The organism is Sphingobium sp. TKS (genome assembly GCF_001563265.1).
In the GTDB taxonomy this organism is placed as follows: Bacteria; Pseudomonadota; Alphaproteobacteria; order Sphingomonadales; family Sphingomonadaceae; genus Sphingobium.
In genome coordinates, this window is record NZ_CP005084.1 from 841,308 (window position 1) to 855,028 (window position 13,721).

General features: G+C 60.3%; 12 protein-coding genes and 2 pseudogenes. 7 read left to right on the forward strand and 7 right to left on the reverse strand.

Features of this window, described 5'->3' with window-relative positions:
* The first annotated feature begins 15 nt into the window (after positions 1-15).
* The 5 genes and pseudogenes from K426_RS24650 to tnpC (K426_RS30570) form a co-directional block, all read left to right on the forward strand.
* Positions 16-1,701, forward strand: coding sequence for a hypothetical protein (locus tag K426_RS24650; protein ID WP_145907695.1), 1,686 nt, complete (start codon positions 16-18; stop codon positions 1,699-1,701).
* A 310-nt stretch (positions 1,702-2,011) separates the two neighbouring features.
* Positions 2,012-3,106 carry a hypothetical protein gene (locus K426_RS24655; RefSeq protein WP_145907697.1) on the forward strand — a complete coding sequence of 365 codons (1,095 nt, stop codon included), beginning with the start codon at positions 2,012-2,014 and terminating at the stop codon, positions 3,104-3,106.
* A 239-nt stretch (positions 3,107-3,345) separates the two neighbouring features.
* Complete coding sequence (gene tnpA / locus K426_RS24660; protein WP_066563377.1) at positions 3,346-3,675, forward strand: IS66-like element accessory protein TnpA; 330 nt, start codon at positions 3,346-3,348, stop codon at positions 3,673-3,675.
* Between the two features lie 62 nt (positions 3,676-3,737).
* Positions 3,738-4,019, forward strand: a complete 282-nt coding sequence (gene tnpB, locus K426_RS24665) for an IS66 family insertion sequence element accessory protein TnpB (RefSeq protein ID WP_061940009.1) — start codon at positions 3,738-3,740, stop codon at positions 4,017-4,019.
* 60 nt (positions 4,020-4,079) lie between these two features.
* Positions 4,080-5,105: pseudogene (gene tnpC / locus K426_RS30570) on the forward strand (IS66 family transposase); the annotation flags it as partial.
* Between the two features lie 85 nt (positions 5,106-5,190).
* On the opposite strand, the gene K426_RS24675 reads toward tnpC (K426_RS30570), so the two are convergent.
* The 5 genes from K426_RS24675 to K426_RS24705 all read right to left on the reverse strand — a co-directional run bounded on the left by K426_RS24675 (position 5,191) and on the right by K426_RS24705 (position 9,464).
* Positions 5,191-6,207, reverse strand: a complete 1,017-nt coding sequence (locus K426_RS24675) for a site-specific integrase (protein WP_066563385.1) — start codon at positions 6,205-6,207, stop codon at positions 5,191-5,193.
* Positions 6,204-7,175, reverse strand: a complete 972-nt coding sequence (locus tag K426_RS24680; protein WP_066563387.1) for a tyrosine-type recombinase/integrase — start codon at positions 7,173-7,175, stop codon at positions 6,204-6,206. The genes K426_RS24675 and K426_RS24680 overlap by 4 nt, the downstream gene beginning before the upstream one ends.
* The gene (locus K426_RS24685; RefSeq protein ID WP_197672816.1) at positions 7,172-8,062 is read right to left on the reverse strand and encodes a site-specific integrase; all 891 of its coding nucleotides are present in this window, start codon (positions 8,060-8,062) and stop codon (positions 7,172-7,174) included. Before K426_RS24685 ends, K426_RS24680 begins: the two co-directional genes overlap by 4 nt.
* Before the next feature lie 126 nt (positions 8,063-8,188).
* Positions 8,189-9,135 (reverse strand): IS630 family transposase gene (locus K426_RS30575; protein WP_145907671.1). Its coding sequence is split into 2 segments (ribosomal slippage): positions 8,189-8,799 and positions 8,799-9,135, totalling 948 coding nucleotides; the frame shifts between segments, so codons are not numbered across the junction.
* Between the two features lie 41 nt (positions 9,136-9,176).
* Entirely contained in the window at positions 9,177-9,464 is a 288-nt protein-coding gene (locus K426_RS24705) for a hypothetical protein (protein WP_066563393.1), read from the reverse strand.
* 787 nt (positions 9,465-10,251) lie between these two features.
* Here K426_RS24705 and tnpC (K426_RS24710) point away from each other — a divergent pair.
* Positions 10,252-10,845: pseudogene (tnpC, locus tag K426_RS24710) on the forward strand (IS66 family transposase); the annotation flags it as partial.
* A gap of 48 nt (positions 10,846-10,893) precedes the next feature.
* On the opposite strand, the gene K426_RS24715 reads toward tnpC (K426_RS24710), so the two are convergent.
* Entirely contained in the window at positions 10,894-11,697 is an 804-nt protein-coding gene (locus K426_RS24715) for a fructosamine kinase family protein (protein WP_066563396.1), read from the reverse strand.
* A gap of 180 nt (positions 11,698-11,877) precedes the next feature.
* Between K426_RS24715 and K426_RS24720 the strand changes: the two genes are divergently transcribed.
* Positions 11,878-12,075 (forward strand): helix-turn-helix transcriptional regulator, encoded by a 198-nt coding sequence (locus K426_RS24720; protein ID WP_066563399.1) that lies wholly within the window; start codon positions 11,878-11,880, stop codon positions 12,073-12,075.
* On the opposite strand, the gene K426_RS24725 is transcribed toward K426_RS24720, so the two are convergent.
* The gene (locus K426_RS24725) at positions 12,060-13,346 is read right to left on the reverse strand and encodes a tyrosine-type recombinase/integrase (RefSeq protein ID WP_066563402.1); all 1,287 of its coding nucleotides are present in this window, start codon (positions 13,344-13,346) and stop codon (positions 12,060-12,062) included. The two genes, K426_RS24720 and K426_RS24725, sit on opposite strands and share 16 nt — an antisense overlap.
* Positions 13,347-13,721: the final 375 nt, after the last annotated feature.

Here is a 13,721-nt window from a genome sequence, read left to right on the forward strand (position 1 = left end):
CGGTCGTCCTACCTGATGGATATTGCGGCTACGATGACTCCCGATGGCTTCATAACCTTACTGGCGCTTGTGCTCGCCACACTCGGCTTCCTACCACGAGTCCGCCAACTTCATTTGCGCGTGACGATGTGGCGCATTCTGGCTGTATCGTTACCTGCGCTCGTGCTGGTACTCTATTTTGAGTTTTACCCTGTCACACAGCTTCGATGCCCGGCAGCTTTCAGCGACGGTTTTTGTGCCGCGCTGATAATGAGCGATAAGAACCCCTTTGCGCCCCGTGACGCCGCTTTCGCGGTATCAGCGATATGGACGATATTCATTGGGATAATGTTCCAGATTAACGCGATCGCGCCAGGGTCACTTCCGGTTTTTAAGATTACAATCGACCGCTTGTTACGTGGGCGCGAGTATGCAACCCTAGTCGATCTTGTTGACCCGCAACTCGATCTCATTGGCCGCACGGAACAACGCCAGCTTTTGCGCCAGCGCCACTATGACTGGTGGGCGCGACTTCGCGCGCCGAACCGGGGTCTGTTGATCGCGGGCCTGCCTTTTGGCGAGCGGACAGCACCGCCGTTGCGGTGGTGGCATCCTGTAGTGGCATGGACTCGTGAGAAAGCGGGATGGCTTGGGTGGATACTGCCTCATGGGCGAAACATCGAAGACGCAGCTAACCGGATCAGTAAAAAGCTGCTGACGGATCCGGGATTGCGCCGCTATCTTGTGCAGCACCGCCCTGCCTTTGGCGCGCGGCTGATGGTACTGCCGGGCTTTGTCGCCAGCAATTTCACGAAGCTCTTCATCACCGAATTAGCGGCGGATTCTGAAAGTACCTTATACCTTGAAATCGAGCAGTCTGGCGGTGCCGACCATTTCAACGGCCGTCGTTTCGGCGAAGATAGCCCGCTTCTAGCTGTCCTTCTAAACGACGCATCCGTGGTGGATACGATTGAGGCTTATACGCCGATCGCCGAGCATTTTCTTGCGCGGCTCAATCCGGATAATGACATCGCTTATGTCCGCTCGCTCAGTCTCAGGCCGGACCGACAATGGACTGATATCGGTTGCCATCGCGACCCGGGCATTGCAACGATCACCTTCTTCGACTTGATGGTGACCAATGCTGCGCGGCAGGACGTGCAATCGCATGTTTGGCTGATGTACGCGGACCACTTCGTCAAAGCCTTGTTGAAGGTCCATGACGAGAGCGGTTCTGACGTAGATCGCACCGCTGAATGGCCGACCCGCAGCTCGGAGCTTTTGTATCGGATGGTGGCAGCGCTGACCGATTGGATTGAGCTTGTATGTCGACTGCCCCAAGGCAACTACCATCGCGACACCGAAGGGCACACCCTAGACCGCAGCGAGAACCGGATTCCCCGTGCCGCGATCATTACTCTTGGTGACGTCATCGAGCAAATCCTGCGTGCCGCCAATGTGGGAGACGAGTTCAAGGTCTATATCTTTGATGTGGCTGTGCGCTGCGTTCGCCGTCTACCGAAGGTCGGTGAGGACAAAGTTTTCCGGGATCTGCTAGTGCGAGTGCTGACCGGCGAAGCGTTGCTAAGCCGACGGGCGGAGTATGTCACTGCGGCTTGGGAATTCTACTGCGATATCGATCATGTCGTGCGGTTAGACACGCCTGATCTCGACGCTGCGCTCCAAGCGGCCCTGCCTTTTTCCCCGCCACCTCCGCCCTAGAGACGGGTATTGCCGCCTAACGCGGCGGCCACGCCAAGGTAGCCAAAAGGGTTGGGATGGCTGGAGCGCGCAAAAAAGGATTGTGCGGCGTTATGCCATGTGAGTTTGGGTGGTCCAAGACGTCGACATCCGTGCCGCATCCGGGAGGCCGCCCAGACACGAGCCGAAGGTTCAGTCCTCAGCTTTGGACTCATCGCCCGGTTCATCGCCATCCAGTTCAGCGATGCGTGCCTTTACTGCTTCGCTGAGATATGCGGCGTCGATCGTACGGAGATATCCCAGTCTCACGCGTATTGGCTAAGAGGTTTTCGTGCGTATATCGATCAATCAAAAGATGGTTGCGGATATCGACGCGCTGACGCGGCGCCATGCGATCGCGACGTCAACGAAGGGCGAACTCAAGCAGCTGTCCACACTTTTTGGGCCGACCTACCTGAAAGCCCTGCGCCATTTGCTTCAGAGAAGCTTCGTCCAAACGCGTGGAGCACGGTACGATGTAACGATCCGGCTTGCGTGGATCGACAAGATCCCGCTTGCGGACATCGCCTCTGAGCCCGAACGAACTGAACTAGGCGACGCGGTGTTGTTCGCGTTTGACGAACTCGTCCTTCCCAATGGCAAAGGCCCAGGCATTACGCGCGCGCGCGCGACGCTGCTGCAGGCCAAGGTCACACAGACGCTCAACCAGATCACCAAGCCGACCGTTCCGATTAGTCCGATGAAGGGATCCACCAAGAAGGAATTTGACCTCCTCTCCAAGTGGCCGCGCTTTGACTTGTTCAAGGCGTCCAATTCCGATGTGGCGCTGGCCCAAGATGTTGACCTGCGAGGCAAGAAGGCAGGTACCCTACCATTTGGTTGGTACGTCGCTGCACCCCGTCTCAAATCGAGCGCCAAAAAGGCCGATACGTCGCATTGGAAATCGTGGTGGATGGCGGGACCGCCGATCCTCGGCCAGGCTTGCGACGTGACCTTTGGGGGCCTGTTGCAGGCGTTCTTCGCCGAGACGCCGTTGCCTCACGCAGGCAATCTCGAAGTCGGCGCGACCTTTTGTTGCAAGAGCTATCCTCCTGCCCCCGACCTACTCGAGGACTGGGATCGGGTTTGTGCTGAGATCATCGCACTTGTCGAAAGCAGCAAGGCGCCACAGAGTCTCTTCGGGAATGATCCGCCCAGCCGCATGTCGGCCATGGAGTCGATCGGCTTTCCTGCGCAGTCAGGAGCTCTCTCAAACGGAATCAGTTCATCGCTTGCCTTCAGCATTGGACCGAAAGCCCACCCTGCTCAGATCCCTCGCCGGGAAAGTCGCGGCAGGCAGTTCCTGCGCCGGATACTCAACATCCTTGTCCGTCGGCGACGGATTCCGGTCGTCATAGTCCACACTAAGCTTATCGAGGGTTTCTAATCGACCTGCCCGGGGTAGACGCGGACAAGGCTGATCCACACGATCATGCATCACGAACGCCTCCTTTCGGCTAGTCTCGGGTGCTCAGAAAAGGAAAGCCGCCCGTCCGCACCTAGGAAATGAAAAATCTCGTCTGAGTGGTATCGCTCCGGTGAGAGCCGCCTTGCGGTGATCGGCTGATATTTTGACATGGCACCGGTGCAAGCGCCGGTGTTTGCACCGATACTAGGGACGGTGCGATGAGTCAGATCACGGTAATTTCGGGGCCGGAGCGGCGGCGGGTATGGACCGACCAGCAGAAGCGCGAACTGGTCGCGGCGGTTTCGGCGCCCGGCGCGAACGTGGCGGAGATTGCCCGCCGTGCCGATCTGCGGCCGAACCAGATCTACAGATGGCGGCGGCAGATGGGGCAGGCAGCCCAAGGCTTTGCAGAAGTGCAGGTGCAGCCCGATCCGATGCCAGTGAGCGGATCGGCGATCATCGTGGAGTTCGAACGGGCGGTCGTGCGTATTCCCGCTGGTGCTTCGCCCGGACTGGTGTCGGCAGTGCTGCGGTCGGTCAAGCCGTGATCCCAGTCCCCTCCGGCGTTCGGATATGGATTGCAACGGGGCACACGGACATGCGGCGCGGCATGCGCAGCCTGGCCCTGCAGGTGCAGCAGAGTTTCGGACGTGATCCCTTCGCCGGGGATCTCTACATTTTCAGGGGACGCCGCGGCGACCTCTGCAAGATCATCTGGCATGATGGTGTCGGCATGTCGCTTTATGCCAAGCGTCTCGAGCGCGGGAAGTACATCTGGCCTTCGGCCGTGGACGGCGTGATTGCCATCTCCCCTTCGCAGATGGCCTGCATGTTGGAGGCGATCGACTGGCGTAATCCGCAGGCCACATGGCGCCCGACATTGGCCGGATAAAAGCCCTAGCATGACCTAAAAAGCTAGAGATTCCGGTGCTTTTTGGCTATGCTATTGGCCATGGGGAACGAGGCACAAGCAGAGATCGACAGCCTTCGCGAGCGGCTTGCCGCTGCCGAGGCTGTCGCCGCTGAAGTCGCCCGCATCAAGGCCATCAACGCCGACCTGGAAGCCCGTAACGCCCTTCTCGAACTGCAGAACGAGAAGATGCGCCGCACCCTTTTTGGCCAGCGCTCCGAGCGCACGCGCCATCTGCTCGACCAAATGGAACTGACCTTCGAGGAGTGCGAGACCGCTGCCAGCGAAGAAGAGTTCCTGGCTGCCCTGGCAGCGGCGAAGACCAATGTCGCACCGTTCGAGCGCAAGCGGCCCGCCCGCAAGGCCTTGCCCGAGCATCTGCCGCGCGAGCGCGTCGTCATCGCCGCGCCCGATGCCTGCCCCTGCTGCGGCTCGGAACGGCTGTGCAAGCTGGGCGAGGATATCACCGAGACGCTTGAGGTCGTGCCGCGACAGTGGAAGGTGGTTCAGACCGTGCGGGAGAAGTTCTCCTGCCGGGATTGTGAGAAGATCACCCAACCGCCGGCGCCGTTCCACGTCACGCCCCGCGGGCTCTTTGGCCCCAGCTTCCTGGCGATGCTGCTGTTCGAGAAGTTCGGTGCGCATCAACCGCTTAACCGCCAGCGTGATCGCTATGCCCGGGAAGGCGTGGACCTGAGCCTTTCCACTCTGGCCGATCAGGTCGGCACCTGCGCTGCCGCGCTGATGCCGCTCTATCTGCTGATCGAAGCCCACGTCCTTGCCGCCGAGCGATTGCATGGCGACGATACAACGGTGCCAGTGCTGGCCAAGACCAAGACCGATACGGGCCGGATCTGGACCTATGTTCGGGATGATCGACCTTTTGGCGGACCGGCACCGCCCGCAGCGATCTTCCATTATTCCCGGGACCGGCGAGGCGAGCATCCTGTGAGCCATCTGCGCAGTTGGAGAGGCATTCTTCAGGCTGATGCCTATGCCGGCTATAATGCCCTGTTCCATGGCGACCGCCTGCCGGCGCCGCTGACCCGCGCCCTTTGCTGGAGCCATTATCCAGAGCATGGTTTTATCTGGGGCGACGCGATTCTGACGTCCGGGATCGGCGGGAAAGGTCAGTGTGGATCTCGTGATAAAATCATAGGGACCGCAGGTACGAAAGCAGATCCGGCTTTGGCTTCCAAGGCGTGGCCTTTGCGGGTTCGATACCGGCGTGCTTCCAAAAGTTCTGTAGCGCATCGCGCTTCATCTTCAGGTTCGTCGAGATATACCGGTTCGTGGTCGCGATGCTGGAATGACCGAGATAATCGCGGATCACGGTCACGTCGGTGCCCGACTGCAGGAGCGCGACGGCGCAGCTGTGGCGGAAAACGTGAGGAGTGATGCGGTCACGCGCCAGCCTGGGTCGATCCTGGACGACTGGCGAGGCATGCTTGGTAAGGATGTACGCGACTCCATCGCGGGTCAGCGGTTGGCCGTGGCGGTTCATGAAAACATGCTGCTGGCCCGCAGCGCCCGACAGGTTTTGCAGGCGCCGCAACGCGTCGGCCGTCTCGCGCCATAACGGAACGAGCCGCTCCTTGCGGCCCTTCCCACGCAATCGGGCCTGGTGCGGTGGCGTCAGTTGAAGGTCCTGCCACAGCAGGCCGGTTGCTTCGCTCACTCTGGCGCCGCAATTATAGAGGAAAAGCAGCAGCGTGTAATCGCGCCAGCCACTGCGGGTCCGCCGATCGGGATGGGCGATGATGGCCCGCACGTCGGTTGCTTCGAGGTAGGTTGCGGGCTTCTGCCTCGCCCGCTTCGACGGCAGCGCCAACACCTGCGTGTAACGGAGCGCATTGTCGAGATCGTTGCGCAAGAGGTGCTTGAAGAAGCTGCGAAGCGCGGCACGGCGGCAGTTGCGCGTCGCGGTGGAGTTGGATCTTCCGCCCTCGAGATGATCGAGGAACCCAGCGACGGTGTCGGCGTCGAGATCCTCCAGCACAAGCGCGGCGACCTCGCGGCCGCGCCGCTGGGCAACGAACTGAAACAGCAGCTTGAGCGTGTCGCGATAGGCGCGCGTCGTATGTGGGCTCGCGCCGCGCTGACGCGGCAGATAGTTGGAGAAGAACGACTCCACCAAAGCGAACAGCATCTGAGGTCCTGCCTTACTCATCGTGGCTGCCTGGCGTGTCGCATATGTTGTTCGAAGCGCGTGCTCGCGAGTTCCAGGAGTTGCGGCGTCGCCTTCAGATAGACCTCGGTGCCAATGACGTTCTGGTGCCCGAGATAGGCCGAAAGCCAGGGGAGCTTGGCGTGAATGTCAGCACCTTCCTCCGCCCATGCTGTCAGGCGGTGAACCGCGAACGCATGCCGAAACTCATATGGGCGCGCTCCGACGCGCCCCTGCGCAGGCTTAATATCGAGGCGGCGCAGGAGCTTGCGAATAGCGTCGGACGCCGCGTGGGTATGGAGTGGCGCGCCGTTGAGGCGAACGAACAGAGCTTCGCAATCCCCTTGACCACGATCGTGAAGCACCCGGCATCGATCATCGACATAGAGGCCAAGCTCTGCGACAAGATCGTCGCGCATGGGGACGATACGCGTACGCCGCTTGCTGTTGCGTATGAGCAAGGTCCCACGGTCGAGATCGACATCATCCATGGTCAGACGCACCGCCTCGCCGAGCCTGAGGCCGGTGCAGTAAAGCACGAGAATCAGCCTTCGCAGCATAGATGCCCATATGAAGCGGCCTTGGTGCGCTGACGCGGCGGCGAGAATGCAGCGGATCTCGTCGCGGCTGAAAATGTAAGGAAAGAACGTCGACTCCTTCACCGGCGCAAAGGCGTGCTCGGGCACATAGCTGGTGGGATCGCGACGACGGCGATGCAGGCAAAGTTGACGAATGACCCCGAACTCGTTGCCGAGCGTGACGGCCTTGCGGTCGGGCAAACGCCCACACCAGCGGCTAATCGCTTCGGCCAGCGAAATATCGACATCGTCGCCCCACTGGTCTTCGACGAAGCGAAGGAAGCGTTCGATCTCAAACTCGCCGCGTCGATAGGGATGGCCCATGGCGCGCTTGAACGCCAGGAAGCTCGCGGCGTCGTTCCTTAACTCTTCCAGGACGATGACGGTGGTCATGTCGGCACCGGCAATGCGATCTCGCGCAGGGACGCGGTGGCGATCCGCACATAGGCCGAGACCGACTCTGGATCCCGGTGACCAAGGAGATCCGATATCACTTGGGGCCGCGCACCCAGGTCTATCTGGCGCGCCGCGTGAGAATGTCGCAATACATGGCTGCCCAGAAATGGTGCATCGATCCCCGCGATCTTCGCATGCTTCATCACGATGTGGCGTATCGCGCTCGAAGCCGCGAATGGCTCCAGCGGCATCTTCATCTGCACGAAAAGATGGCGGGTGGGTGTATCAGCGGGCCGGCCGTGGCGTAGATACTCTGCCAGCGCCTTGGCGACGGGTGGCAACAGCGGCAGCGTGAATGCAACGCCCGTCTTTGGGCGAAGGACTGACAGTGTGCTATTATCCCAGTCGATATCCCGAAACTGCAAGCGGATGATCTCGCCGGCGCCAAAGCCATAGGTGCTCATCATCAGCAGGATCGCGTAGTCGCGAAGGCCCTGCGGACTTGATCTGTCCACGGCCATCAGGAGCCGCTTCACATTGTCCCAGGAAAGGGCGCGTCTCGGTCGCTCGTGCCGTCGTTGCACGGGCGCGATCACGGCCTCGCTGATATCGACCGGACTCTGTCCACTCCAGTGCAGGAAACGGGAAAAGCAGCGTACCGTGCAAGCAAGATCGCTCACATGCGATCGGGAATATCGCGCGGCGCGGCCAACCAGAAATGCATCGACATCGGTTATCTGCATCGAGTGCCAGTCCTTGCCGGCCTGAATCAAGTAATCCTGAAGCTTACCGATGTGGCCCAGCTTTTTGTGAACCGTCACCTCTGGATTACCGCGATGCTGGGTCAGATAGGCGGCATACTGCGCGAGCAACGGCGGCAGCAAAGCCTTCCCTGGACGAGGCGGTCGCCAGTCAGGTGGGGCAAGCCCCAAGCAATGATAGACACGGCTGAGCGACAGCAGGGCGCTGCTGGAAAGTCTGAGAGAAAGCGGGTCTAGAGCGGTTTCCACTCATTCCGGTTCATATCCGCACGATTTGAAGTAATTGGCGCATTCGTCGGGCAGGAAGATATCGACGAGCTTTCCGATCAGGCCCCAAAGCCCGCTGACGGTTCGCTCGCCCGCTTTGCGCAGCATTGCCTTCAGCCGGGAGAACGCCTTCTCGATTGGGTTGAAGTCCGGGCTGTAGGGTGGAAGGAAGCGCAGGGTTGCACCTGCGGCCTCGATGAGCACTTGGACCGACGCACGCTTGTGGCTCGACAGGTTGTCCAAGATGACGATGTCGCCCGGTCGCAGTTCCGGCACGAGCACTTGAGCTACGTAGGCTTCAAACCAGTCGCCGTTGATCGGGCCGTCGAGCACCATCGGCGCAATCATGCCGGTCATGCGCAGGCCGGCCACCAGCGTGGTCGTCTTGCGATGGCCGTGCGGGAAGCCCATCCGCAGACGCTTGCCTTTGGCGCAGCGGCCATGGCTGCGGGTCATGTTGGTCGCCGTCCAGGTCTCGTCGATGAAGACCAGGCGTTCTGGTTCCAGATCGAGCTGACCGTCGAACCAGTGGCGACGCTGCTTCAGAACGTCGGGACGGTCTTGCTCGATCGCGTGCCCGGTCTTTTTTTCCGCGTGATGCCGTGGCGCACGAAAAAGCGATGCAGCGTGCCGATCCCGACCGGGGCGCCACGATCGATCAACCGAGCCTGAACTTCGACAAGGGTCATGTCGCCCTGTTCGGCAAGCAGTTCACGGATGAAGCCGCCATGCGCCTCGATCCTGCCCGAATGCCGGTCTCCGCCACGTGGCTTGGCAACAGCCTCACCATGTTCCAGCGCGCGTTGCCGCCAGCGGATCGCGCTCGATGCGCTGACACCAAACCGGTCAGCCGCAGCCCGACAACTCAAACCCCCATCAATCGCAGCAATGACCCTGTCCCGCAGGTCCTGTGAAAGCGTTCGTGCCATCCATGCTGGCCTCCTGCCACCAGCAGACAGCGTGAATCACATCAGCGCAGCAAAGGGAACCCCTGCTGATTCAGTTCGTGTGGAAACCGCTCTAGCCCCCGTCGCTCCGCATACCAGTCTTTGAAGCGGCCAACGCGTTCAAGGGTCAACTCTTCTCGCTCGACCAGGCCGTGCAAGGCGCAATAGGTACGAAACTGCTGGATGCGGATCAGATAAACAATCGTTGTTCCTGCCCCAAGGCGCCGCTCGGCGCTCCAGATGCGGCGGATATCGTCGGGGGTGGGCGCGGCAGGGTCGGCTGCGGCGATATGATCGACATGTACGGGCATGGCTTTACCTCGATCGGCAAAGCGTAGCTGACGCTGAAAACGTGATCACGCCCCGCATCGTGTTGGCAAGAGCCATCGGCATCGCCGACACTGCCTATCCTCTGGATGGGTCGGAGTCCCAAGGGGGCCGGAATACAGTGCAACAGCTCCGGGGAAAGGGCTAGGCGGAGCGTCGCAAGGGCCGGAACGTCGCTCACCGGCAAGCCCGGCCTCGCCAGCCGGGGCGCCATCAATTTGACGGCGGCAACGGATCTGCGCACCGCGACAACGCGGCGGCGAAGCCAGCGCACCGCGCCTGGAAGGGAAATATCCGGGCCGCGCGCTGCGTCTGCGGCGGCTTCCATGCTTCGTTCCGACGCGGCTATCCCAACGATGCGATCGATCGCGGCAAGCGAACCGGGCAGGCGAGCGGCGAGAAAATCCGGGAGCAGGCTGAATGTTATGTGCCCCTGTGGGCAGTAGCAGCGAGCGATCCGTACACCCGGACTGGTCAGGCGCGCATAGCTACCGTGCCGCCGAAATGCACAGCCGCCGCTCGGATGGAGCGGGCAGCGCAACAGTCGCGCGCGCCGCCACTCCTGCGTGGCGACATAGTCCTCGATCGTCGACCTGGTACGCAATGGTATCTGCAACGTCGCCCCCCGCGCGGCGGCCCCCGACTGCGAGGTCGCTGCTTTTATCTGGAGCCCAGTGCGCCGAAATCTCCGGCAAGCCCGGATTATATCCCAAAACGCCCCAGATAAAACCATGCTCTGGATAATGACTCTTATGTCGAGATCGACATAAGTCCCACGCGCGCCGTTATTTCTTCGAGCTGGCCGATATCGCCGCGCAGCTCAAAAAGCGCCGCAAAAAGGCCGTCATCTCGCCGCTGGCCGTAGAAGCGGTCCGCCGTATCGACGCGATCTTTGACATAGAACGCGCCATCAACGGCAGATCGGCCCAAGAGCGTCTAGCCCTTCGCCAGGAACTCAGCGCACCGCTGGTCGCCGATCTGGAAAAATGGATGCGCGACAACCGGTCCAAGCTATCGAAGAACAGCGATGTGGCCGAGGCCATGGATTACGTGCTTAAGGCTTGGCCCGCCTTCGCAGCCTTCCTCGACGATGGCCGCATCTGCCTGACGAACAACGCGGCGGAACGGGCGCTCAGAGGCATAGCCCTGGGCAGAAAATCATGGCTCTTCGCTGGTTCAGATCGCGGCGGCCAGCGCACCGCCTTTATGCTGAGCCTCATTGGCACGGCGAAGCTCAACGACATCGATCCGCAGGCATGGCTTGCCGATGTGCTCAGCCGCATCGCCGACATCCCCCAGAACCGTCTACACGAACTGCTGCCATGGAATTGGCGCGCAGCCGAAGATCAACGCGAAGCCGCCTGATCCGCGGCCTTCACCGAATGCATACTCTGAGTGTCCGATAAGGGTCGACTAAAACCCAATCTCGCCCAGGCAGGCGGATGCCTGCCTGACATAGCTGCCGCCGAACAAGCGCGCATGCACGAGGAGCGGCCATAAGCGATATATGGGCTGCCGCTCACGCCATCCCTCTTCGAGACCACAGGCTTCGTAGAATGCGACGGGCGGATTGTCGAACAGGCTGAGCATCGCCAGATCGACTTCCCGGTGGCCGTAATAGGCTGCCGGATCGATCAAGCCGGATATGCTGACGTCATTGACTAGGATATTGCCACCCCACAGATCGCCATGAAGCAGGGCGGCCGGGGGATGATCGGGCAGGAAGTCGCCCAACCGCCGGACCAGTTGCTCAAGGCGATCACCCAGATGGCGATCAACATGGGGAAGATGACACCGTAACCGGTTGTCGCTCCAGAATTCGACCCAACTGCTTTTCCGACCGTTCGGAATGGCCACGTTGCTGAAGGCATAATCAGAGTCCCAACCATAGCCGCCGGCGGTTGGCAGATGCAGATGATCGAGAATGTCCGCAAGGTTTGCCCATGCACGGGCAAGCCGCCCCGCGGCCGGCAGGTCCTCCAGGATCAGCAATTCGGCTTCCATCGCGAGGATCGTCGGCGTCGGCAAGCCCCTTCCGCGCAGCGCCTCAAGCATCGTGGCTTCGACGGCCACCAACGAACCGGTCTTCGCGATCGCGGTTCCACCACCGATCAAACCAAGCCGGCTGACCGACGAAAGGCTACCGCCGGAGATTTGCGTCACGCTTTCGACACGAGCCCCCAGCAAATGGCCCGCGCGCACAAATATCGACCTCACACAGCGACCCCTTATTATCTCCGGTCAGTGATAGGCGCTTTGCGCTGTCAGGCATAGCGACGACGGACGGCTCAAACCGTGCCAAGGCGCCTCTCCCATGCGCCGATATGCGCTTGATCGCCCATTGTAAAAGCGGCACAATATGGGCGCGGGCAGACCGGGACAGGAGCTTGGTTTGCAATGGACGATATGAGTGAGCAATTTCTTCGCCTCAGGGCGGTGATCCAGAAAACCGGGAAGCCCAAGGCTTCCATCTATCGCGACATCCATCTGGGCACGTTTCCCGCGCCCGAAAAAATAGGCGCCAGGGCGGTGGCCTGGCGCCTGTCGCGGATCATGCGTTGGATGCGATCTCCCGCCAATTACCAGGACGACTGAAACCAGCCCAGCGCTTCGACCGGCTTCTTCTTCGGGGTCTTGTCCTCAATGACGATCGCCTTCGAAGCGCGCTCGGCGTCATCGAGATAATCCGCCCACCATTTCATCATCTTCCGGCGGGGATCGAGATAGAGCGCGGCGTTGTAAACGCTCCGCACCCCTTGCGGCACATGGGCAAGCTGCATCTCGATCCAGTCGGCGTTGAAGCGACCGGACTCATTCAAGATCGTGCTGGCGACCGAACGGAAGCCATGCACGGTCGCCTTGTCCCCGACACCCAGGCGCCGCAGGAGAACCAGCATCCGGCTCGAACTGATCGTGTCATCATTGTTGCCAATGACCGGGAAAAGATATTGCCCGAACCGCTCATTGCCGAATTTGCCGTAGACATTGAGCTCCTTGAGTTCACGCAGCAACTCGACGGCCTGCGGCGGCAGCGGTACCAGATGCTCCAGTTGCATCTTCATCCGCGCCGCGGGAATGCGCCACAACGGCTTGGGTCCGCCCAAGCCTTCGAACTCGCTCCATTGGGCGTGGCGGGTTTCCTGCGTGCGCACCATGGTGAGGATCGTCCATCGCAGGGCAAGATGGCTGAGGCGTGAGCCGGTGTCCGCGTTCAGCGCGGCATAGAAGCGTGGCAATTCCGAGATGGGAACCTTGGAGCGATGCTTGACCCGCGCCCGCTTGCGCATCACTGAGCCGAGATCGGTACAGGGATCGGACATGACGCGACCGCTGGGGATGCCATAACGGAAAATCTCGCTGCAATAGCCCCGCACCCGGTGCGCCATTTCGAGCGCGCCGCGATCCTGGATCTGCTGCAAGGCTTCGAGCATCATTTGCGGGATGATCGCGCGGACCTTCTTCTTGCCGATGACGGGGAAGATATCTGCCTCAAGCCGCCGCTCGATGACGCCGGCATAACGGGCAGACCAGCCTTCCCGTTTCACAGCCAACCATTCCTCGGCCAGCTGCTGGAAGGTCGTGTTCTCGGCCTTGATCTCATATTTCTGGAGCAGGCGGATATGGGCCGGGTCTTTCCCCTCGGCGAGGAGCGCCTTCATCTCCTCACGCCATACGCGCGCGCGGTCAATGCTGACCTCGGGATAGGTGCCGCCCTTGAGCGTCTTCTGCTTATAGTCAAAGCGATAGGAGAGGCGCCACTGGGCCTTGCCGTTGGGCAGGACGCAGATGTGGAGGCCGCCGCCGTCGGCTTTCTTGACGGGGCGTTCGGAGGGTAGAATCGATTGAATGAGACTGTTGGTCAGCACCGGTCAGGACTCCTGAAAACGGTGCGTGGGATTTGAAATCCTGTTCCAAAGACCAACAAAAAGACCAACAAATCCCATGCAAACCACCTGAGCGGTCATGATCCTATAGGAGACCATGTTACATGGGATAAAAGCCTAAAAACAGGCCTTTTTTTGACGTCCATTTGCGACCTTGTTGGTCTTTTTGGACCTAGATTTGGTTGCGGGAGCAGGCTGCTTAACTGCAATAAGAGTGCGGAGAAACCTCAGCGTTACTCAATTACAAATAGAGCCAAACAAATTCAAAATGATTTCGATCCACAATACATCGCACCTATTTTAATTAACAATATTATCAAAAGATAATTTCGTGAATAAACGAAGCAAATAAACGGC

What these genes read in the sequence shown, in the direction of transcription:
- K426_RS24650 (WP_145907695.1), top strand. Translation starts at nt 16, where the DNA reads ATGGATATTGCGGCTACGATGACTCCCGATGGCTTCATAACCTTACTG.
- tnpA (WP_066563377.1), top strand. Translation starts at nt 3,346, where the DNA reads ATGAGTCAGATCACGGTAATTTCGGGGCCGGAGCGGCGGCGGGTATGG.
- tnpB (WP_061940009.1), top strand. Translation starts at nt 3,738, where the DNA reads ATGCGCAGCCTGGCCCTGCAGGTGCAGCAGAGTTTCGGACGTGATCCC.
- K426_RS24675 (WP_066563385.1), bottom strand. Translation starts at nt 6,207, where the DNA reads ATGAGTAAGGCAGGACCTCAGATGCTGTTCGCTTTGGTGGAGTCGTTC.
- K426_RS24680 (WP_066563387.1), bottom strand. Translation starts at nt 7,175, where the DNA reads ATGACCACCGTCATCGTCCTGGAAGAGTTAAGGAACGACGCCGCGAGC.
- K426_RS24705 (WP_066563393.1), bottom strand. Translation starts at nt 9,464, where the DNA reads ATGCCCGTACATGTCGATCATATCGCCGCAGCCGACCCTGCCGCGCCC.
- K426_RS24720 (WP_066563399.1), top strand. Translation starts at nt 11,878, where the DNA reads ATGGACGATATGAGTGAGCAATTTCTTCGCCTCAGGGCGGTGATCCAG.